The sequence below is a fragment of the Aeromonas sp. R6-2 genome (assembly GCF_040908155.1).
Lineage (GTDB): Bacteria > Pseudomonadota > Gammaproteobacteria > Enterobacterales > Aeromonadaceae > Aeromonas > Aeromonas schubertii.
Genome location: NZ_JBFODE010000029.1, coordinates 37,051 through 57,531, shown reverse-complemented (window position 1 = coordinate 57,531; position 20,481 = coordinate 37,051). Strand labels below are relative to the sequence as shown.

Here is a 20,481-nt window from a genome sequence, read left to right as displayed (position 1 = left end):
ATGAGTATCGCCGTGGTCGTATTCAGCGGAGGCCAGGACAGCACGACCTGTCTGGTACAGGCCCTGCAGCATTATGATGAGGTCCATGCCATCACCTTTGACTATGGCCAGCGTCATGTCGCCGAGATCGAGGTGGCCAGAGCACTGGCCGAGCGCCTGGGGGTCAAGGCCCACAAGGTGATGGATGTTTCCCTGCTCGGTGAACTGGCCCTCTCGTCCCTGACTCGCGATGAGATCCCGGTCAGCCGTGAGCTGCAAGAGAACGGCTTGCCCAACACCTTTGTACCGGGTCGCAACATACTGTTTCTCACCCTGGCGGCCATCTATGCCTATCAGGTGGGAGCCGAGGCGGTCATTACCGGCGTCTGCGAGACCGATTTTTCCGGCTATCCCGATTGCCGGGACGAGTTTGTCCAGGCACTCAACCGGGCCGTGGTGCTGGGGATGGACAGGCCGGTTCGCTTTGAGACGCCGCTTATGTGGCTCGACAAGGCCGAGACTTGGGCACTGGCCGACCGTTGTGGCCACCTTGACACTGTGCGTCACCACACCCTGACCTGCTATAACGGCATTCAGGGGGATGGTTGCGGTGAGTGTCCCGCCTGCCTGCTGCGCGCTCGTGGCCTGCAAGAGTACCTTGAGCAGGGTGAGGCCGTGCGTGCCCGCCTCGCCACCAAGCTGGCGCCGGCATCGTAAGTCGGCCCTTTCACCGAATTAGACAGAATGTGATGATTCACTACCCGATCAACGAAATTTTCCAAACCATCCAGGGGGAGGGGGTCTATACCGGCCTTCCCGCTATCTTCGTACGCCTGCAAGGCTGCCCGGTGGGCTGCCCCTGGTGCGACACCCGCCATACCTGGGTGGTCGACCCCGAGCGTCAGGTGCCGAGCCGCCAGGTGCTGGATCGCTCCAACGAGTCCGATGCCTGGAGCGCCATGAGTGCAGCCGAGATCCGCGAGAGCTTCCAGCGCCTCGATTACACGGCTCGCCACGTGGTGATCACGGGGGGTGAACCCTGTCTCTATGACCTGCGCGAGCTCTCGGTACTCTTGTTGGCCGAAGGATTTACGGTGCAGGTCGAGACCAGTGGTACCCATGAGATCCAGGTGCATGACGAGGCTTGGGTCACCGTCTCTCCCAAACTGGGGATGAAGGGGGGGCTGGAGGTATTACCGCAGGCCCTCGCCCGTGCCAACGAGATTAAGCACCCGGTGGCGACCGAGCATCATATCGAGGAGCTCGACGCCCTGCTTCACTTTGCGACCCTGCGCCCCGATGTGCAGATAGGATTACAGCCCATTAGTCAGAAGAAGCATGCGACCGAATTGGCCATGAGGGTGTGTATCGAGCGTCACTGGCGGCTCTCAATACAGACTCATAAATATCTGGATATCGATTGATGACCCATCCCGATCCAGAAGTGTTGCTTCATTTGAATATGAACATGCCTTATGGGAAATATCAGGGACGGCGCCTTATCGACCTGCCCGAGCCCTATCTGGTGTGGATGGCCAGAGAGGGGTTCCCGGCCGGGAAATTGGGCAGTGCACTGGCCTTGGCCCACGAGATCAAGGTCAATGGTTTGGAATCTGTGGTATTACCACTACTCAACGGGACACAGGGATGAGGATATATACCAGACAGGGTGATGGAGGAATGACCAGGCTGGCCGATGGGACCGTATCTGCCAAGACCCATATGAGGGTTGAATGTTATGGTCTTGTCGACGAGCTCAATTCTCATATTGGTTTGTTGATTGCACTATTACCCGACGAGGCTCTCCATATGCAGTCCACGCTGCAATTGTTACAGCATGAGCTGTTCGATCTGGGGGCTGAGTTGGCGCTTCCCGGCTCGGCACAAAATAAGGATGTGTGGCGAGTCACTCATGAATGGACCTTTCGTCTCGAGCAGGAGATGGATCGGATGAGTCAGGATTTGTCACCACTGAAGCAATTTATTCTGCCCGGTGGCTCACTGGTGGCGGCCCAGGCCCATGTGGTGAGAACCCTGACGCGGCGCTGCGAGCGGCAAGTGGTGATGCTGGGTGAGCATGAGCGGCTCAACCCCGCTCTGCTTCCCTACCTTAACCGTCTGAGTGACTGGTTCTTTGTCCTGGCCAGGTGGTTGATCAGGTGCGAGGGGCTCAGGGAAGTCATTTGGCAAAAAGAGAGTGAGCGCAAATAAAAAAAACCTCGCCATGGGCGAGGTTTTTTATTGGGCGATGTCACGTTAGATGGCGAAATCTTCCAGGGCCTTGCCCTCTTCCAGCGCCTTGGCAATCACGGCAGGGGTACGGCCCTGACCGGTCCAGGTCTTTTCTACGCCATTATCCATATAGCGGTATTTGGCAGGACGCGGAGCACGCTTGGCGCCTTTCTTCTTGCTTTCGCTAACAACCGGGCTACCGACCAGTTCGGTCGGGTCGATACCGGCTTCTTTGAGCATTTCGCTAAATTCTTGCAGTTTACGCTGATGCTCGGCCTGAGCCGCCTGGCTGGCAGCGGCTTCTTGCTGACGCTCGTCAACGATAGATTGCAGCTTTTCCAGACCTTCAACCAGTTGTTCCATGGTCATCTCACGGCACGCAGCACGCAGGCTGCGGATATTCAGCAGTACTTTCAAAAATTCGTTCATAAGGACACCACTCGAGCAGTTATTGATTTTTACACAGATGAAGTGTAGCTATTTCGTCGCAATTTAAACAGGGAATATGAGCAAGTCAAGTCGGAGATAATTATTAATTAATATTTCCTGACGTAAACCCATTTATTTACTTTCACGCTATTCCCGTTTGGGGGGGCAAGCGGGAGAAATCGGTCATCATGAGGGAAGGGTAAGATGTTTCTGCTGCACTTTGCGATAGAGTGTGGTTCATATGAGTAGTCATTCATAAAACTTGCGATTAATCTCTCGATTGATAAAATGCATCGCGAATACCTTTAAGTAGAGGCGCGCTGCCTATGAGTAACCGAGCGGAGGGTGATGCCTGTGATGCTCGAGGAAAGGAGTCAGCGCCGAAGTGGCCAGGCCATCATACCGGGCTGCTGGTTCTGCATCGAAGAGGTGCAGGACTGCCATAGTCATCCACTATGGAGCGCTACCTGAAGGGTGAGGAGTATGTCCGCCCCCGGTGGATCTTGTTTCTTTATCCTCTCGGTAGATCTCCACCTGAGTCTGTTGTAGGTGCAAGAGATCATGGAAATCACCCATTACGCCACGTCGGCATTGTCACTCGCCCCCCCCCTGATTGCGGTTATTCTGGCAATCTGGACCCGTAAGGTTCTGCTCTCCCTCGGAATGGGCATTCTCGCCGGCAGCATTCTGGTGAGCGGTTTTTCTCCGCTCGGTACTGCCGAATACATTGGCGATGTCGCCAAAGGCATCTTCTGGGCCGACGGTGCCGTTAACAGCTGGAACGTCAATATTCTCCTCTTTTTGTTGCTGCTCGGCGGCATCATCAGCCTGATGACCGTTTCCGGCGCGACCCGTGCGTTTGCCGACTGGGCCGCGACCCGTATCAAGAGCCGCCGCGGCGCCAAGATACTGACCGGTTGCCTGGTCTTCCTCTTCTTCATTGACGATTACTTCCACAGCCTCTCGGTGGGTTCGGTCTGCCGTCCGGTGACCGATCGTTTCCAGATCTCCCGTGCCAAGCTCGCCTACCTGCTCGACTCGACTGCCGCACCGGTCTGCGTGCTGATGCCCATCTCCTCCTGGGGGGCCTACATCATCGCCATCATAGGTGGCATCCTGGCGGCCCACGGTCTGACCGACCAGACCCCCATCTCGGCCTTTATCCAGATGATCCCGATGAACCTCTACGCCGTCTTTACTCTGGCGATGGTTCTGGTCGTGATCTTCTATCAGCTCGACATCGGCGCCATGCGTCAGCATGAGGAGTGGGCGGCCGAAGGCAAGCTGTGGGACGAGAGCAAGGGGGCGCCGGCCGGTGCCAGCGGCGAACTCTCCAGCTCCGACAAGGGGCGGGTGCTGGATCTGGTGCTGCCGATCCTGACCCTGACCCTCTCCACCGTCTACTTTATGGTGGCCTCCGGCGCCGCAGCCCTGGCCGAGAAGGGCACCCCCTTCACGCTGCTCGGTGCCTTTGAAAACACCGACGTGGGAGCCTCTCTGGTGAATGGTGGTCTCTGTGGTCTGGCCGTGGCCATCCTGCTCTCCCTGCGCCTTGGACTGGGTCTCAAGAACTGGATGCTGGCCGCCAAGCACGGTGTAATGGCCATGCTGCCGGCTATTTATATCCTCATCTTCGCCTGGGGGATCGGTGCCGTTATTCGCGAGGTCGAGACCGGCAAGTACCTGGCATCCCTGGCCCAGAGCGGTCTGCCTATCGCCTTGCTGCCGGCAGTCTTGTTCGTGCTCTCCGGCGCCATGGCCTTCTCCACCGGCACCAGCTGGGGTACCTTTGGCATCATGTTGCCGCTTGCCGGCGACATGGCTGCCGCCAGCGACATCACCATGCTGTTACCCATGCTCTCGGCCGTGCTGGCCGGTGCCGTGTTTGGCGATCACTGCTCGCCCATCTCGGACACCACCATCCTCTCCTCCACCGGAGCCGGTTGCCATCATATCGATCACGTGGTGACCCAGTTGCCTTATGCCCTCACCATCGCCTTCGGTGCCGTGCTCGGTTACCTGGCCCTCGGTCTGATGCACTCGGTGCTGGCCGGTGTCGTGGTCAGCGGGATCTGGTTTATGGCATCGAGCCTCTTCTTTATTCGCCGTAACCAACCTGTTCTGGCCAATGCCTGAGCAAACGGCGATCTCACCATGCGGGGGCCTTAGGGCCCCCGCTGGTTTATGGTAGTATTCGCCCCAGTTAAAAAGACCCTTCGGAATGCGTGCCCATGGCCTCTCTTCACTATAAATTTGCCGCCATGAACTCCGGCAAATCGACCCAGCTCATCCAGGCTCACTTCAACTATTGCGAGCGGGGGATGAATCCCCTGGCCATGACTCCTGCCATCGACGATCGTTTCGGTGTCGGTGTTATCTCGGCGCGGGTTGGTCTGACCCTGAAAGTCGAGGTATTTGGCGAGGAGAGCGATCTCTTCGAATTACTGCGTGAACGCAACGAGCAGAAGCGTATCGATGTCTTTATCGTGGACGAGGCCCAGTTTCTGACCAGGGAGCAGGTCTATCAGCTGGCGCGTATCGTCGATGAGCTCGATATCCCGGTGGTGGCCTACGGGCTCAAGACCGATTTTCGTGCCGAGCTCTTTCCCGGCTCCTACCACCTGCTCTGCCTCGCCGACAAGGTGGAAGAGCTCAAGAGCATCTGCTGGTGTGGCAACAAGGCCCACATGAATGCCAGGGTGAGCGCCTCGGGAGAGGTGATGCGCGACGGGGCACAGGTCGAGATCGGTGGGAATGACCGCTACGTCTCCCTTTGTCGAAAGCACTATCTGGAAGGCAAGGCCTACTCCTGATAAAAGACCCCGGCTGATGCCGGGGTCCTTGTATCAGTCGATGTCCACGTCTCCCTGGGGTTCGTAGAGGGGAGCGGTCTGGGGGAGGGTGTGGAACAGCTGGCGAAAATGCTGCTGTACCCGTCCGATGTCGATGAGGCTCATGCCCGACGAGAAGCCGAACCAGACGTAGAGGCCGGTCAGGTTTTTAAACATGGGGGGGAGGAAGCGCGGCGCCTCGATAAGCCCCTCCAGATAGTGGCGATAGAGCACCGGGATATCATCCAGGCTCACCTTGCCCACGAAGAGCATGGGCAGGATTTCGGGCACCCCTTCGAGTACGGCGCTGCGAATGAAGTTGACCGTCTCCACATAGCCGCGCACATAGGAAAGATCCTTGGTAAAGCAGGCGCTGCCGTCGACCGCGCCACCACGAAACACCCGCTGGGCCACCTTGTAGGCGTCGTGCTGACCCATGCCCCGGGCATGGAAGTGGCGATAGAGCTCGATAAAATCGGCCCCCTGCTCGGCCATATCGATGGCCATCACCCGATCCGAGATGCGCCTGGCCCGATCCGGGAAGGAGCTGAAGGTGAGGGTCTCGATAAGCACGGCCAGCCCCTCCTGACAGGCGGTGATGCGCGGGGAGCCGGCGCTGAGCCAGCTGGCCCAGGGTTGGGCCCGGCCGTTGAGGGTGGTGCCCACATGGACCCACCCTTCGTGGACCTCGAGTACCTGAAGATCCAGCTCGGAGAAGCGGGCGTGACTGCTGAGCTTGATATAGTCTCCGCCGGCGGCGGCATCCGAGACGATGCCATCGCTGAGCTTCACCCGCACCGTCCCCTCATCGAAGTAGTCGGTGAGTTTCTCCTGCAGTCGCGTCACCGCGCCCTCTCCCTGATAGATCTTGGGCCAGGGGCGGGTCAGGTGGCGGGCGCCGGGCAGGGAGAAGATCTGGCACAAACGCTCTCCCAGCTCCTTGAGGGTCTTGCGATCCCCGCGCAGGTGATCCCGGGCCGAGCCATAGAGCAGGCGGCTGTAGCGCAAAAAATCGGGCGTACCTCGTGAGCGCAGCATCTCGCATACCACCATGTATTGCTCGACCGTCTGCTGCAGGATCTGCCCCAGCTCGTCATGGGCTCCCAGGTGGCGGACAATCCTCTCGCGCAGCTCTCTTAGCTCCCGGTAGGTGTGGTGAGGATCGAAGGAGAGGGGGATCGCCTCATAGAAGTGGCGATCGACCCTGGGCAGGTGGCAGGCACCCGAGGCGAAGAACTCCTCCTCGAGCTGGCGCGGCCATTTGATGGCGTCGAGGATGCGGATGGGTTTTTGGATGGCCAGCAACTCGTCGGAGAGGCGGCGAAGTTGTTGGCGGTACTGTTCCTGATGGCTCATGGCGGTGTGAAAAGGGGGAGATGAACTCTATCTTATCGCCAATCTTGCGCCTGCGCCTGCTCCTTGCTTGCCATGGCCTGAATCGAGCCGACAGCGGGTGACGATTTAGCGGGGAGATGCGTTTGTTCCACTCTCACAATGGAGTAACATGACGGCTTCGTTTACCTGCTGGATCTTCAATGTCGATGCGTCACCTGGCTCTCTTTCTTCCCATCATTCCTCTTGTTACCGCCTGCAGCAGCACCCCGGCTCCCGCCGCGCCCAGTGAGCCCCAGGCACCCAAGGGGGGCTTTCTGCTCGATCCCGAGCATGTGCAGACACCCCTGATGGGGGATTTCTCCGCCAATCCACAGACGGCCCGTTTTATCGACAAGATGGTGCAGCAGCATGGTTTCAACCGGCAGCAATTGCACGATGTGCTGGGGCAGGCCAAGCGTCTCGACTGGGTGATCCGTCTGATGGACAAGCAGGCCCCCACCACCAAGCCGCCGGTTGGACCGAACGGGGCCTGGATACGCTATCGCAACAACTTCATCACCCCGGGCAATGTGGAGAACGGCGTCGCCTTCTGGAACCAGTATGAGGAGGCCCTTGACCGTGCCTATGCCCAGTATGGGGTCCCCCCCCAGGTGATCGTCGGCATCATAGGGGTCGAGACCCGCTGGGGCCGGGTGATGGGCAAGACCCGAATTCTCGATGCCCTCTCCACCCTGGCCTTCGACTACCCCCGCCGCGCCGCCTATTTCGAGGGGGAGCTTGAGACCTATCTGCTGATGGCCAGGAGTGAGGCGATCGACCCACTGGATCCCCAGGGCTCCTTCGCCGGGGCCATGGGTTATGGCCAGTTCATGCCCTCTTCTTTCAAGAATTATGCGGTGGACTTCAACGGTGACGGTCACACCAACCTCTGGGATCCGGTGGATGCCATCGGCAGCGTGGCCCACTACTTCCAGGCTCATGGCTGGGTGAAGGGGGACAAGGTGGCGGTACAGGCGAGCGGCCAGGCTCCCGGCCTCGAGCACGGCTTCAAGACCCGCTACAAAGTCAGCCAGCTCTCGGCCGCTGGCCTCACACCGCTGGCTCCTCTCGGTCATCACAGGGAGGCGAGCCTGCTGCGCCTGGACATGGGCAAGCAGTACCAGTACTGGTACGGCCTCTCCAACTTCTACACCATCACCCGTTACAACCACAGCACCCACTATGCCATGGCGGTGTGGCAGCTGGGTGAGGCGGTGCGGGTCGCCCGTTAAGGGAAAAAAGAGAGGGAGCGTCTGGCTCCCTCTGCACGCTTCATCGTGTCAGGCGTTTTTTCATCTCGTCGACGAGCCCCATCACCATCCAGGCCGCGCCTCCTGCCGAGGTGGCGGCGCTGTACTCCCGGCTGAGGTAACCAAAGCCCTCCCTGTGATGGGCGATGGCCTCTTCCCGGGTGGCCGCGTGGAAATATCCCCCACCACCTCCAGCCCCTGCTCCAGCAGTTGTCTCTTCTCCTCGAGAAAGGTGGGCGAGTCCATCTCCAGCAGGGTGAAGTCGGGGGCATCGGGGCGAGTCGCCAGAACCTGATACTTGCTCATGGGGTGCTCCATCATTAAGAGTGCCTGATGAGTACCACTTTGTGGGGGGATTGTCATCCCCCCGAAGGGGAGGGGGCGCCAGGCCAGCCTCCTGTCACCCCTGCCGATGCCGCTCGAAGAGGCGCTGCACCACGTCCTGCAGGGCCAGCCCCTCGTTTTGCAACAGCACCGTCAGGTGGTAGAGCAGATCTGCTGACTCGTTGATGAGCTCTTCTCTGTCCTTGGCCATGGCCGCCAGGGCCACTTCGACCCCCTCTTCCCCCACCTTCTGGGCGATGCGCTTGGTGCCCTTGCCGTAGAGGCGGGCGGTGTAGCTGCTCTCGGGATCGGCCCCCTTGCGTGCGGCCAGCAGTTGCTCGAGCTCGGCGAGAAAGCCCAGCGGCGGCAGCGGGTGGCCATCGAAGCAGGAGGCGTTGCCCAGATGGCAGGTGGGGCCGACCGGCTCGGCGGCGATCAGCAGGCTGTCGCGATCGCAGTCGGTGGTGATGGCCTTGAGGACGAGCACGTTGCCCGAGCTCTCCCCCTTGGTCCACAGGCGCTGCTTGCTGCGGCTAAAGAAGGTGACCTGGCCACAGGCCAGGGTCTTTTCCAGGGCTTCCTGGTTCATGAACCCCTGCATCAGCACCTGGCCGCTGTGGGCGTGCTGCACGATGGCGGGGATCAGGTTGTCACACTTGGCCCAGTCCAGGCTCTGGCTTTCGAAAGAGATGGTCATTGCACGCCCTCCTTAACTGCGAATGGCGATGCCCTGGCCCTTGAGCCAGGACTTGAGTTCGGGAATGGGGATGATCCCCTTGTGAAAGACGGAGGCGGCCAGCGCCCCGTCCACGTCGGCCAGGGTGAAGGCGTCGCGAAAGTGCGCCATGGCGCCGGCGCCGCCCGAGGCGATCAGTGGCACCCTGCACAGGGCCCGCACCGCCTTGAGCTGATCGATGTCATAGCCCTGGCGCATGCCATCCTGATTCATCACGTTGAGGACGATCTCGCCGGCCCCCCGCCGTTGCACCTCCTGTACCCACTCCTGGGTGGTCCAGGTCGTGGTGCGAGTGCGGCTCTCGTCGCCGGTGAACTGCTTGACCTGATATTGACCGCTCTGGGCGTCGAAGTAGGAGTCAATGCCCACCACCACGCACTGCACCCCGAAGCGCTCGGCCAGCCGGGTGATGAGGGTGGGATCGGCCAGGGCCGGTGAGTTGATGGAGATCTTGTCGGCGCCAAACTCGAGGACCTGGCGGGCGTCATCGACGCATCGGATGCCGCCGGCGACGCAGAAGGGGATGTCGATCACCTCCGCCACCCGGCTCACCCAGCTCTTGTCGACCACCCGGGCGTCGCTCGAGGCGGTGATGTCGTAAAAGACCAGCTCGTCCGCCCCCTCGGCCGCATAACGGCGGGCCAGGGCGACGATATCGCCCATTACCTCGTGATTACGAAACTGCACCCCTTTGACCACCACGCCATCTTTGACGTCGAGGCAGGGGATGATGCGACGTGCCAACATCAGCGCACCTCCTGGTTGGCCCAGCAGGCGATCGCCTCGGCCACGGTGAATTTGCCCTCGAGCAGGGCGCGCCCGAGGATGATGCCGGCCACTCCCGATCCCTTGAGCGCTTCGATGTCGGCGAGGGAGCCGATACCGCCGGAGGCCTGAAAGGCAACCTGCGGGAAGCGGGCGCAGAGATCCCGGTAGAGATCGACGTTGGTGCCGGCCAGGGTGCCGTCGCGGCTGATGTCGGTGCACAGCACATGTTTAAGCCCGGCGGGCAGGAAGGCCTCGATGAGCGACTCTATGGTGGTGTCGCTCTGCTCCTGCCAGCCGGCCACGGCGATACGGCGCACCCCATCGCTCCCTATGTTCACATCCAGCGCCAACACGATGCGCTCGGGGCCGTATTGCGCCATCCAGCCCATCACCAGTGCCGGGCTCTTGACGGCGGTGGAGCCCACCACCACCCGGTTGGCGCCGGCGGCGAGCAGGTCGGCCACATCCTGCTCGGCGCGCACGCCACCGCCGACCTGTACCGGGGCGGCAGTGCTGGCCAGCAGCTCGCGCAGCAGGGGAAGCTGGCGGGCGGCGGCGTTCTTGGCACCGTCGAGATCGACCAGGTGAAGCTGCTGCGCCCCCTGGTCCACGTAGTCGTCGAAGCGCCCCTGGGGATCGCTCGAGTATTCGGTCTTCTGGCCGTAGTCCCCCTGATAGAGGCGCACCACCTGGCCGTTTATCAAGTCAATGGCGGGAATGATCATGCCGGTCACAGCTCCAGAAAGTTTTGCAAAAGGCGGGCCCCCACGGCGCCGGAGCGCTCCGGGTGAAACTGCGCGCCGAAGAAGTTGTCACGCCCGGCGATGGCGGTGAACGGCTGGCCGTAGTCGCAGGTGGCCAGGGTCGCCTCGGTCACCTCCAGCGCGTAGGAGTGGACGAAGTAGAAGTGGCTGCCGCTCGGGATCCCCTTGAGCAGGGGGTGGGTCTCGTCGTGCCACACCTGGTTCCAGCCCATATGCGGCAGGCGCAGATCGCCGACCTGCATCAGGCGGATCTTGCCCGGAATGATCCCCAGGCACTCGATATCGGTCTCGCCCCCCATGCGCTCTTCGGAAGAGGCGGCCAGCATCTGCATGCCGAGGCAAAAGCCGAGCAGAGGCTGGGTGGCGGCGCGAATGAGCGGCACCAGAGCGCGTTCATTCAAGTTCTGCATGGCCGCCACCGCCGTGCCTACCCCGGGCAGGATCAGCTTGTCGGCGGCGGCGATAAGGTCTGCCTCGCGGCTCACCACCGGGTTGACCCCGAGCCGCTCGAAGGCCATGCGTACCGAGGCCAGGTTGGCGCAGCCTGTGTCGATGATCACCAGCTTCATTCAGAGCACCCCCTTGCTGGAGGGGAGATCGCTGCCCTCGACCCGCACCGCCTGGCGCAGGGCGCGGCCGAAGCCCTTGAACAGGGCCTCCACCTGGTGGTGGGTGTTGCCGCTGCCCACCTTCATCTGCAGGGTGATAGCCATGGCGTCGGAGAGGGAGCGAAAGAAATGGGGCACCATCTCGGTGGCCAGATCCCCCACCTGGTCGCGGCCAAAGCCGGCCGGGCAGTCGAACACGAAGTAGGGGCGGCCGCTCAAGTCCATGGCCGTGGCCACCTCCTGCTCGGTCAGGGGGCGGGCGTCGATGACCGCCTGCACCTCGTCCATGGCGAGCACGAAGCCAAAGCGCCCGATGCCGCGCTTGGTGCCGAGCGCCGCCTTGAGGGCCTGACCCAGGGCGATGCCGGTGTCTTCCACCGTGTGGTGATCGTCGATATGCAGATCGCCGCTCACCTCGACTTCCATGTGGATCCCGGCGTGGGTGGCAATCTGATCGAGCATGTGATCGAAGAAGCCCAGGCCTGTGCTGATGCGGTTGCCGCCGGCCTGGTCGAGATCCACCGCGATGCGGATCCGGGTCTCTCGGGTGTTGCGCTCCACCTCGGCCTTGCGGCCGCGCCCGAGCAACTGGTCGCGAATGGCGAGCCAGCCATTTTCGGTCGGGTGGTAGCGAATGCCGGCGATCCCCATGTTCTCGGCGAGTTGCAGATCGGTCTGGCGATCGCCGATGACAAACGAGTTGCCACGGTCGATGCGGCCCGCGGCCAGGTACTCCCTGACCAGACCCAGGTTGGGTTTGCGACAGGCGCAGCCGTCACCCGGGAAGTGGGGGCAGATGAGCACCTGCTCCCAGTGCACTCCCTGGGATTCGAAGAGGTGCATCATCAGGTCGTGGGGCGGCTGGAAGTGCTCCAGGGGCAGGCTGGCGGTGCCCAGGCCATCCTGGTTGGTGACCATCACCAGGGTGTAGCCGGCGGCCTGCAGCTCGCGCAACACCGGGATCACCATGGGCTCGAAGCGCAGCTTGTCGAGGCGGTCTACCTGCTTGTCGCTGACCGGCTCCTCGATGAGGGTGCCGTCACGGTCGATGAAGAGGATTGGGGCAGTCATGGGATCTCCTTATCGTATGTCGCGCAGCACGTTGACCACGGCGTCCATCTCGCCGCGATAGCTCACCGTAATGCGCACCGAATCATTTAAACCGGGCTTGCTCGAGAAGTCGCGCAGTATGATGCCGGCCTCCTTCATGGCGGCGAACACCCGGGCGCCATCGTCAAAGCGCACCAGCACGAAGTTGCCCTTGTCCTCGAAGATCTCGGTGACGCAGGGCAGTGCCGCGAGCTCGGCCTTGAGCCGCGCCTTCTGGGCGTTGAGTTCACGTACCCGCTCCTGCATCAGGGTTAGTCCCTTGGCCGAGAGGGCCTCTGCCGCAATCTGGGCCACCGGATCCGGGATGGGGTAGGGGGCGATCACCTTGGAGAGCAGGGCGATCACCTCGCCGGCAGCCAGGGTGAAGCCGCAGCGGATCCCGGCCAGGGCAAACGCCTTGGAGAGGGTGCGGGTTACCACCAGGTTGGGGAAGCGCGCCAGCAGGTCGACCACGCTCGCCTCGGGGCAGAACTCGATGTAGGCCTCGTCCACGACGATGAGGGCGCGATCGCTGGCGGCCTCGAGCAGTGCGATGAGCCCCTCGCGCCCCACCAGATCCCCGGTCGGGTTGTTGGGGGAGCAGAGAAACACCAGCTTCACATCCGACAGGCGGCTCTTGATCTCGGGCCAGTTGGGCTGGCGGGCGGCGGTGAGGGGTACCTCGACAATGCCGACGCCGCAGGTCTCGGCGCTGATGGCGTACATGCCGTAGGTGGGGGGACAGATGAGGATCTGATCCTGCCCCGCCTCGCAGAAGGTGCGGATGAGCAGCTCGATCGCCTCGTCGGCACCGCGACTGACCAGCACCTGCTCGTCCGCTACTCCGGCGTAGGCGGCATAGGCGGCGATCACTGCGGGGGGTTGGCACTCGGGGTAGCGGTTGAGTCGCTCTCCCTCGATGGTGAAGGGGTAGGCCAGGGGGGCCTCGTTGGCGTTGAGCCAGACGTTGCCCTTGCCGCCGATGCGGCGGGCCGACTGGTAGGGGGTGAGTGCGCGCACCGCGCGCCGTGCCAGGTCCTTGATACTCATGCTCTGCTCCTTGTTATTTCAGCGCGGCCAGACGCAGGGTCACGGCATTCTCGTGGGCGCCCAGCCCCTCGGCGCGGGCGATGCACTCGACCACGGGGCCGAGCCCCTTGAGCCCCTCGGCGCTCAGCTCCTGCACCGTGTAGCGGCGCTGGTAGTCGGCGAGCCCCAGGCTCGAGCAGGTGCGCGCGTAGCCGTAAGTGGGCAGGGTGTGGTTGGTGCCGCTGGCGTAGTCACCCACCGACTCCGGGGTCCAGGGGCCGAGGAAGATGGAGCCGGCATTCTCGAGCTTGTCGAGCAAATCGCGCGGCGCCCGGGTCTGCACGATGAGGTGCTCGGGGGCGTAGGCGTTGGAGATGGCGCACGCTTCGTCGAGATCGCGGCACAGCAGGATCAGGCTGCTGCGAAGGGCCTCGGCGGCGATGTCGCGGCGTGTCAGCACGGCGAGTTGGCGGGAGAGTGCCTCCTGCACCTGGTCGGCCAAGGCCGGGGCATCGGTCACCAACACTACCTGACTGTCCGGACCGTGCTCGGCCTGGGAGAGCAGATCGGCGGCCACGAACTCGGGGTTGGCCGACCCATCGGCGATCACCAGCACCTCGGAGGGACCGGCCGGCATGTCGATGGCGGCGCCACGCACGTCCTGGCTTACCTGGCGCTTGGCCTCGGTCACGTAGCTGTTACCAGGGCCGAAGATCTTGTCGACCTTGGGGATGCTCTCGGTGCCGTAGGCCATGGCGGCGATGGCCTGGGCGCCGCCGATGGCGAACACCTTCTCGACCCCGCAGGCGCGGGCGGCAAACAGGATCTCGTCGCTGGCCGGCGACGGGGTACAGAGCACCACCTCACGGCAGCCGGCAAGGGCCGCCGGCACGGCCAGCATCATGACGGTGGAGGGGAGCGGGGCGCTGCCCCCCGGTACGTAGAGGCCGACCCGGCCGATGGGCTGGGTGCGCAGCTCGCACACCACGCCGGGTTGGGTCTCGATACGCAGCACCGGCTGGGCCTGGGCGGCGTGGAAGGTACGGATGTTGCCGATGGCCTGGCGGATGGCGGCTTTAATCTCCTCTCCCAGGCGCGCCTCTGCGGCGTCGAACTCGGCGCGGCTGATGCGCAGGGTCTCGCGAGGAGCACGCTCGAAACGGGCGGAGAGCTCGCGCAGTGCCGCATCACCGCGGCGCTGCACCTCGCTGATGATGCCGCGCACCGTGCTCTCGAGGGTGTCGGCGTTGGCCAGGGCCGGGCGGGCCAACAGGCTGCGCTGTTGCTCCGGGGCCAGGGTGTTCCAGATCAGGGTCTGCATGGCGTTACTCCATCATCTTTTCGATGGGCAGCACCAGGATAGAGCTGGCCCCCAGGGCCTTGAGACGCTCCATGGTCTCCCAGAACAGGGTCTCGCTTGAGACGACATGCAGGGCCACCTGGTTGGTATCGCCGGCCAGTTGCATGATGGTGGGACGCTCGGCTCCCGGCAGCAGTGCCGTGATGGCCTCGAGCTTCTCCTTGGGAGCGTGCAGCATGATGTACTTGCTCTCGCGCGCCTGCAGCATGCCCTGGATGCGCGGCATCAGCGTGTCGATAAGTTGCTGTTTGCTCGCCTCGAGAGGTTGGGCAGCCTGCACCAGCACCGCCTTGGAGCGGTAGATCACCTCGACCTCCTTGAGGCCGTTGGCCTCCAGGGTCGCCCCAGTAGAGACCAGATCGCAGATGGCGTCGGCGAGTCCGGCGCGCGGGGCCACCTCGACCGAGCCGCCCAGCATCACGCTCTTGAAGGGGAGGCCACGCTCGGCGAAGAAGCGTCCGAGCAGGCCGGGATAGGAGGTCGCGATGCGCTTGCCGGCCAGGCACTCGGCGCCTGTGTACTCCATCTCGCGCGGCACGGCGAGTGACAGGCGGCAGCCACCGAAGTCGAGTTGTCTGAGTACCTTGACATCGGCGGCCTGACCCAGGGCGCGGCGGCTCAGCTGCTCCTCTTCGAGCACGTTCTCGCCGATGATGCCGAGATCGACCACGCCGTCCATCACCAACCCCGGGATGTCATCGTCGCGTACCCGCAGGATGTCGATGGGCATGTTTTCCACGTGGGCGATGAGACGCTGCTCCAGGAGGTTGATCTTGAGGCCGCAGCTTTTCAACAGGGCCTGGGAGTCCTGGCTCAGGCGACCGGACTTTTGCATGGCGATGCGCAGACGTTGTGTTTCCATTGCTCGATTTTCCTTCGTATTAAAAACAAAAAACCCTCGGAAGCGGTGCTTCCGAGGGTCTGTTGATCGAGGGCCTGCAGGAAGTCACCAGTATCGGTCTTCCAGCAGCCAACCTCCTGAAAGACTAGTCGGGATGATGGTGGTGATGGTGACGGGTCTTCAGCAGGTTAGACATGATGTAAATCTCTCTTTACGAATTGGAGTGCCAGTGCACAATGGGTTTTAACTTACCCGTCTGGTCAGAAATTGCAACCCCGCCCCCGAAAAATAGTCGCGCATATCAAGCAAGCGGTTTTGCGGTCGATAAGTGATCAGTCCATCTTTAGGGGAGTCCGGCCCTCTGCCGGATAGGGAGCGCACCATGGCCAACCAGGATCTGATCTTCTCCATCCTGCCCCGTGCGCCGGCAACGCCGGGCAGTGAGCCTATCTCCCGTGAGGTGAGGGCAGTCGGCAAGAAGCCCAGAGTTGCCGAGAGCACGGCCGATCCCAAGGAGCGGCGCAAGGAGCAACCCCCTGCCGGCAAGCCGGTGAAGCGGGTGGCGAACGAGGTGGAAGAGGAGGCGTCGCCCCCGGACGATCCCCCCCATCAGATCGATCTCTTCGTCTGAGCGGCGCTTTTGGTATACTCGGCCTTTTCGCCGGAAGACCTGCCTTGACCACTGTCTCGACCCTGTTTGCCCCCGATGGCTCCCTCTCTCGTCACATCGACGGCTTTGTCGCCCGCGCTCCCCAGCTGGAGATGGCCAGGGCGGTGGAGCGCGCCATCGATAGCCACGGGCGCCTGTTGGTGGAGGCGGGGACCGGCACCGGCAAGACCTACGCCTATCTGGTGCCGGCTCTTCACTCTGGCAAGCGCATCGTCATCAGCACCGGCTCCAAGAACCTGCAAGAGCAGCTCTACCACCGGGACTTGCCGACCATCATAGGCGCCCTCGACTATGCCCGCCCGGTGGCCCTGCTCAAGGGGCGCAGCAACTATCTCTGTCTCGAGCGGCTCAACAACCTGATGAGCGAGTCTCATCTGCAAAAGGCCGAGGTGCTGGCCGATCTGGTCAAGGTCAAGTCCTGGTCCGGTACCACCAATACAGGGGATGTGGGGGATATTCCGGGGCTGCAGGAGAACGCCGAGATCCTGCCCCATATCACCAGTACCAACGACAACTGCCTGGGGCGCGACTGCCCCTACTACGACGATTGCCATCTGGTGATCGCCCGTCGCCGGGCCATGGAGGCCCAGGTGGTGGTGATCAACCATCACCTCTTCTTTGCCGATCTGGCGGTGAAAGACACGGGATTTGGCGAGTTGGTGCCCGAAGCCCAGGTCTATGTATTCGACGAGGCGCACCAGCTGCCCGAGATCGCCACCAGCTACTTTGGCAAGTCGCTCTCGAGTCGCACCCTGCAAGATCTTGCCCAGGACATCCAGCTCGCCTATCGCAGCGAGGCCCAGGACATGAACCAGCTTGGCAAGGGGGCCGACCGGCTGCAGATTGCCAGCCAGGACCTGCGCCTGGCCTTTGGCATGGAGAGCGGACGTGGCAACACCCGCGACATGATGAAAAGCAGTCACTGGGGCCAGGCGCTGGCGCGCCTCACCGATGCCCTGTCGCTCTGTTACGACGTGCTCAAGATAGCGCTCGGGCGCGGCGAGCGGCTCGACCAGTGCTTCGAGCGGGTGAGTGAGGTTAAAAGCCGCCTTGGCGAGGTGCTCTCGCTCGGGGAAACCGGCTGCTCCTACTGGTATGAGTGCACCCGGCTGCACTTCTCATTGAATCTGACCCCCCTCTCGGTGGCCGAACGCTTCAATGGCGAGGTGCAGCGCCCCGAGGTGAGCTGGATCTTTACCTCCGCCACCCTGACGGTGGATGGCCACTTTGGCCACTTCGCCGGTGAGATGGGGCTCGGTGGCAGCGCCGAGCTGACCCTGGAGAGCCCGTTTGATTATGCCGAGCAGGCGCGCCTGTGTGTGCCGCGCTCTCTGCCCGAACCCAACGCCTTCGGGCGTGGGGAGCGGCTTGCCACCATGATGATTCCGCTTATCAACCGTACCCCGGGCGGTTGTTTCTTCCTCTGTACCAGCCATCAGGCAATGCGCCAGGTGGCCGAGGTCCTGCGCCGCGAGATGGGCCGCACCGTGCTGCTACAGGGGGAGGAGAACAAGTCGCAGCTGCTCAGGCGCTTCGTCGAGAATGGCCGTGCCGTACTGGTGGCCACCGCCAGCTTCTGGGAGGGGATCGACGTGCGGGGGGCGGCGCTCTCGTGTGTTATCATCGACAAGCTGCCCTTCGCCTCTCCCGACGATCCCCTGCTCAAGGCGCGCATCGAGGATTGTCGACTGCGCGGTGGCGATCCCTTCTTCGACGTGCAATTGCCCAAGGCGGTCATCGCCCTCAAGCAGGGGGTGGGGCGCCTCATTCGCGACAGAGGGGACCACGGGGTACTGGTCATCTGCGATCCGCGTATGGTCAACCGCGCCTATGGCGCCACCTTTATCAAGAGCCTGCCCCCCATCCCCCGTACCCGGGAGTTGGCGCGGCTGGGTGAGTTTTTCCGCGAGGGCGCTGGGCCCTCGCCAAGCAATGTTTAAGGAAACAGCGTGTTGAAGATCCTGGCCGTCGATACTGCCACCGAAGCCTGCTCCGCCGCCCTGCTGGTGGGTGAGCAGGTGTTTGCCCGTTATGAAGAGGCGCCCCGCGACCATACCCGCAAGATCCTGCCCATGGTGCAGTCCCTGCTCGACGAGGCGGGTATCACGCTGGCGGATCTCGACGCCATCGCCTTTGGCCGCGGGCCCGGCTCCTTTACCGGGGTGCGTATCGGTATCGGCGTGGCGCAGGGGCTGGCGCTGGGGGCCGAGAAACCCCTCATCGCTGTCTCTACCCTGGCGGCCATGGCTCAGGGGGCCTGGCGTCGTGATGGCGCCCGCCGGGTGCTCACCGCCATCGATGCGCGCATGAACGAGGTCTATTTCGGACGTTTCGAGGAGCAGTCGGGTCTGATGGTGCCGGTTCAGGAAGAGTGTGTTATTGATCCTCAACGGCTGGCAGCCGAACTCGCCCTGGAGGGGGAGTGGCACGCCATCGGCACCGGTTTTGCCACCTATGGGGAGGTGCTGCAACTGGCAGGCGAACAGGTGCCTGCGAGCGCTCCCTGGCTACCGATGGCCGAGGACATGTTGCCGCTTGCCCGCGCCGCCTGGTTGGCCGGTGAGGCGGTAGCGGTTGAGGCCGCAACCCCCGTATACTTGCGGGACAAGGTGACCTGGAAGAAGCTGCCGGGTCGGGAATGACCGGAGGGGGAGCCCCCCTCTTTCGAGGAGGGTTGTGCATGGGTTATTCATCGAAACCGTGGAGCAGACTACTGTTGGGCGCGGCGACCCTACTGCTCGCGGCCTGCGGCACTGTGCCGCGGGAGCTCGCCTACGAGCCTGAATCGGCGCTGGTACCGTTCAAGCCCGCGCTGGAGCAAAGTGGTGCCATGGCGCGCTGGAGCGGGGTCATTGCCGAGGTGCGCAACGAGCCGAGCCGCAGTGTGCTCGAGGTGGTGGAGTTGCCGCTCAAATCCAACGGGGTGCCGCAGCAGACCGAGCAGAGCGCGGGGCGGTTTCTCGCCATCATGCCGGGCTTTGTGGATCCCACCCTCTATGCCAAGGGGCGCTCCCTGAGCGTGCTCGGCAAGGTGGCGGCCCCGGTGGATGGCAAGATAGGGGAGCATCCCTACCGTTTCGCGGTCCTAGAGGTGGACAAGAGCAAGCTCTGGCCCCCGGTCAAAGAGGTTGAGGTTCGCTATGTGGATCCCTTCTTCTATGACCCCTTCTACGATCCCTTCTGGCCGCGGCGCTCTATCCATGCCCTGCCACGCTGACACCGGCGAGATCCGGCTCGATGATGGCCGCCGGGTCGCCTTTCAACGTTGGGGGGAGCCCGGCGCTCCCCTGATCCTTGCCCTTCACGGTTGGCTCGATAACAGCGAGAGCTTTCGACCCCTGGCCGCTCACCTTCAGGGGTGTCAGCTGGTCGCCATCGATCTGCCCGGTCACGGTCATTCGGACCACAAGTCGACCCCCTATGTGTTTGTGGACTGGCTGGATGATCTTCATCGCATCATCCGGGCGGCGGGGTGGCACCATGTCATCCTGCTCGGCCACTCTCTCGGTGCGCTGATCGCCTCGGCCTATGCCGGGGTCTTTCCCGAGCCGGTCTCTCACCTCATCCTGCTCGAGGGACTGGGTCCTCTCACTGCGCCCGATGAGGAGGTGCCGGGGCAGATCCGCCGGGTACTCGAGAGTCGTACCCGCACCACCCGGCGCCAGCACCCCGGTTTTTCGACACCGGAGCAGGCGGTGGTGGCCCGCTGCCAGGTGGGGGATCTGGCTCCTCATCTGGTGCGTCTCATCGTGGAGCGAGCCCTGATCGAGCGGGCAGGGCGTTGGTATTGGCGCAGCGATCCCGCCTTGCGTGAGCGCACACCCCTGCGCATGAGCGAGGGACAGACCAGGGCGCTGCTCGGGGCGATCACGGCGCCCGTACTGCTGTTGCAGGGGACACGCGGTTATCCCGAGCTCAGCCATCAGTTGGTGGCGCGTCGTGATACCATAGGGCGCTTGGAATCCGGCATGGTGGAGGGAGGACATCACTTCCATATGGAAGATCCTGCAATCACCGCAGCTTGTATCGAAAAATTCTGCCTTATCCGGTAGAATCCCCGCCCTACGTCACTATTCTTTCAATTCAATCCAGTCTCACTCTGTTAAATCGCTGTTAATTCAATAATCCTTGTGTCACCATGTGACTACCTTAGAGCTCTAGCTCAAAACAGCCGATTGAATGATCCAGGGATGGAGG

The 20,481-nt window shown here is 62.7% G+C and carries 23 protein-coding genes, 1 riboswitch and 1 other annotated feature; of the genes, 12 read left to right on the top strand and 11 right to left on the bottom strand.

Annotated elements, in window-relative coordinates; all coding sequences use genetic code 11:
* From queC to AB5Y48_RS04990, 4 genes are read left to right on the top strand one after another with little or no spacing between them, the layout of a single operon-like run.
* On the top strand, positions 1-696 hold the full coding sequence (gene queC / locus AB5Y48_RS05005; RefSeq protein ID WP_050665897.1) for a 7-cyano-7-deazaguanine synthase QueC: 696 nt from the start codon (positions 1-3) through the stop codon (positions 694-696).
* A gap of 35 nt (positions 697-731) precedes the next feature.
* A complete protein-coding gene (gene queE / locus AB5Y48_RS05000) occupies positions 732-1,403 on the top strand; it encodes a 7-carboxy-7-deazaguanine synthase QueE (protein WP_050666005.1) in 672 nt (223 codons plus the stop codon).
* On the top strand, positions 1,403-1,630 hold the full coding sequence (locus AB5Y48_RS04995; RefSeq protein ID WP_050665898.1) for a DUF3820 family protein: 228 nt from the start codon (positions 1,403-1,405) through the stop codon (positions 1,628-1,630). Before queE ends, AB5Y48_RS04995 begins: the two co-directional genes overlap by 1 nt.
* On the top strand, positions 1,627-2,190 hold the full coding sequence (locus tag AB5Y48_RS04990; RefSeq protein WP_136613777.1) for a cob(I)yrinic acid a,c-diamide adenosyltransferase: 564 nt from the start codon (positions 1,627-1,629) through the stop codon (positions 2,188-2,190). Before AB5Y48_RS04995 ends, AB5Y48_RS04990 begins: the two co-directional genes overlap by 4 nt.
* A 45-nt stretch (positions 2,191-2,235) precedes the next feature.
* Here the strand turns inward: AB5Y48_RS04990 and AB5Y48_RS04985 are convergent, their stop codons facing one another.
* The gene (locus AB5Y48_RS04985) at positions 2,236-2,640 is read right to left on the bottom strand and encodes an H-NS family nucleoid-associated regulatory protein (RefSeq protein ID WP_050665900.1); all 405 of its coding nucleotides are present in this window, start codon (positions 2,638-2,640) and stop codon (positions 2,236-2,238) included.
* A gap of 302 nt (positions 2,641-2,942) precedes the next feature.
* Positions 2,943-3,114, top strand: a riboswitch (Lysine riboswitch).
* A gap of 87 nt (positions 3,115-3,201) precedes the next feature.
* Here AB5Y48_RS04985 and AB5Y48_RS04980 point away from each other — a divergent pair.
* Both AB5Y48_RS04980 and AB5Y48_RS04975 read left to right on the top strand, forming a co-directional pair.
* Positions 3,202-4,776 (top strand): Na+/H+ antiporter NhaC family protein, encoded by a 1,575-nt coding sequence (locus AB5Y48_RS04980; protein WP_050665901.1) that lies wholly within the window; start codon positions 3,202-3,204, stop codon positions 4,774-4,776.
* Positions 4,777-4,871: 95 nt separating this feature from the next.
* Positions 4,872-5,453, top strand: a complete 582-nt coding sequence (locus tag AB5Y48_RS04975; RefSeq protein ID WP_136613775.1) for a thymidine kinase — start codon at positions 4,872-4,874, stop codon at positions 5,451-5,453.
* Between the two features lie 33 nt (positions 5,454-5,486).
* On the opposite strand, the gene AB5Y48_RS04970 is transcribed toward AB5Y48_RS04975, so the two are convergent.
* Positions 5,487-6,827: a flavohemoglobin expression-modulating QEGLA motif protein gene (locus tag AB5Y48_RS04970; protein ID WP_050665903.1), complete on the bottom strand. Its 1,341-nt coding sequence runs from the start codon at positions 6,825-6,827 to the stop codon at positions 5,487-5,489.
* Positions 6,828-7,012: 185 nt separating this feature from the next.
* Between AB5Y48_RS04970 and mltB the strand changes: the two genes are divergently transcribed.
* Positions 7,013-8,077, top strand: coding sequence for a lytic murein transglycosylase B (gene mltB, locus AB5Y48_RS04965; protein WP_224160015.1), 1,065 nt, complete (start codon positions 7,013-7,015; stop codon positions 8,075-8,077).
* Between the two features lie 81 nt (positions 8,078-8,158).
* On the opposite strand, the gene AB5Y48_RS04960 is transcribed toward mltB, so the two are convergent.
* From AB5Y48_RS04960 to hisG, 9 genes are all read right to left on the bottom strand, one after another.
* Positions 8,159-8,401 (bottom strand): hypothetical protein, encoded by a 243-nt coding sequence (locus AB5Y48_RS04960; RefSeq protein ID WP_368163898.1) that lies wholly within the window; start codon positions 8,399-8,401, stop codon positions 8,159-8,161.
* A gap of 94 nt (positions 8,402-8,495) precedes the next feature.
* Positions 8,496-9,116, bottom strand: coding sequence for a bifunctional phosphoribosyl-AMP cyclohydrolase/phosphoribosyl-ATP diphosphatase HisIE (gene hisIE / locus AB5Y48_RS04955; protein WP_060585570.1), 621 nt, complete (start codon positions 9,114-9,116; stop codon positions 8,496-8,498).
* A gap of 12 nt (positions 9,117-9,128) precedes the next feature.
* Positions 9,129-9,902 carry an imidazole glycerol phosphate synthase subunit HisF gene (gene hisF, locus AB5Y48_RS04950; protein WP_368163896.1) on the bottom strand — a complete coding sequence of 258 codons (774 nt, stop codon included), beginning with the start codon at positions 9,900-9,902 and terminating at the stop codon, positions 9,129-9,131.
* Positions 9,902-10,648 (bottom strand): 1-(5-phosphoribosyl)-5-[(5-phosphoribosylamino)methylideneamino]imidazole-4-carboxamide isomerase, encoded by a 747-nt coding sequence (gene hisA / locus AB5Y48_RS04945; RefSeq protein WP_368163894.1) that lies wholly within the window; start codon positions 10,646-10,648, stop codon positions 9,902-9,904. Before hisA ends, hisF begins: the two co-directional genes overlap by 1 nt.
* 5 nt (positions 10,649-10,653) lie before the next feature.
* A complete protein-coding gene (gene hisH, locus AB5Y48_RS04940; protein WP_368163893.1) occupies positions 10,654-11,256 on the bottom strand; it encodes an imidazole glycerol phosphate synthase subunit HisH in 603 nt (200 codons plus the stop codon).
* The gene (gene hisB, locus AB5Y48_RS04935; RefSeq protein WP_060585579.1) at positions 11,257-12,366 is read right to left on the bottom strand and encodes a bifunctional histidinol-phosphatase/imidazoleglycerol-phosphate dehydratase HisB; all 1,110 of its coding nucleotides are present in this window, start codon (positions 12,364-12,366) and stop codon (positions 11,257-11,259) included.
* Positions 12,367-12,375: 9 nt separating this feature from the next.
* Complete coding sequence (hisC, locus tag AB5Y48_RS04930) at positions 12,376-13,434, bottom strand: histidinol-phosphate transaminase (RefSeq protein ID WP_136613769.1); 1,059 nt, start codon at positions 13,432-13,434, stop codon at positions 12,376-12,378.
* Between the two features lie 13 nt (positions 13,435-13,447).
* Entirely contained in the window at positions 13,448-14,734 is a 1,287-nt protein-coding gene (gene hisD / locus AB5Y48_RS04925) for a histidinol dehydrogenase (RefSeq protein WP_368163891.1), read from the bottom strand.
* Positions 14,735-14,738: 4 nt separating this feature from the next.
* Positions 14,739-15,635 (bottom strand): ATP phosphoribosyltransferase, encoded by an 897-nt coding sequence (hisG, locus tag AB5Y48_RS04920; RefSeq protein ID WP_368163889.1) that lies wholly within the window; start codon positions 15,633-15,635, stop codon positions 14,739-14,741.
* A 24-nt stretch (positions 15,636-15,659) separates the two neighbouring features.
* Positions 15,660-15,784: a sequence feature (His leader region), on the bottom strand.
* Between the two features lie 212 nt (positions 15,785-15,996).
* Between hisG and AB5Y48_RS04915 the strand changes: the two genes are divergently transcribed.
* The 5 genes from AB5Y48_RS04915 (at position 15,997) to AB5Y48_RS04895 (ending at position 20,336) form a co-directional block, all read left to right on the top strand.
* Entirely contained in the window at positions 15,997-16,245 is a 249-nt protein-coding gene (locus tag AB5Y48_RS04915; RefSeq protein ID WP_368163887.1) for a hypothetical protein, read from the top strand.
* A 131-nt stretch (positions 16,246-16,376) separates the two neighbouring features.
* Positions 16,377-18,224, top strand: coding sequence for an ATP-dependent DNA helicase (locus AB5Y48_RS04910; RefSeq protein ID WP_224160016.1), 1,848 nt, complete (start codon positions 16,377-16,379; stop codon positions 18,222-18,224).
* Positions 18,225-18,236: 12 nt separating this feature from the next.
* Complete coding sequence (gene tsaB / locus AB5Y48_RS04905) at positions 18,237-18,926, top strand: tRNA (adenosine(37)-N6)-threonylcarbamoyltransferase complex dimerization subunit type 1 TsaB (RefSeq protein ID WP_224163290.1); 690 nt, start codon at positions 18,237-18,239, stop codon at positions 18,924-18,926.
* Between the two features lie 38 nt (positions 18,927-18,964).
* On the top strand, positions 18,965-19,501 hold the full coding sequence (locus AB5Y48_RS04900; protein ID WP_050665916.1) for a Slp family lipoprotein: 537 nt from the start codon (positions 18,965-18,967) through the stop codon (positions 19,499-19,501).
* Positions 19,485-20,336 carry an alpha/beta fold hydrolase gene (locus AB5Y48_RS04895; protein WP_368163885.1) on the top strand — a complete coding sequence of 284 codons (852 nt, stop codon included), beginning with the start codon at positions 19,485-19,487 and terminating at the stop codon, positions 20,334-20,336. The genes AB5Y48_RS04900 and AB5Y48_RS04895 overlap by 17 nt, the downstream gene beginning before the upstream one ends.
* Positions 20,337-20,481 lie beyond the last annotated feature (145 nt).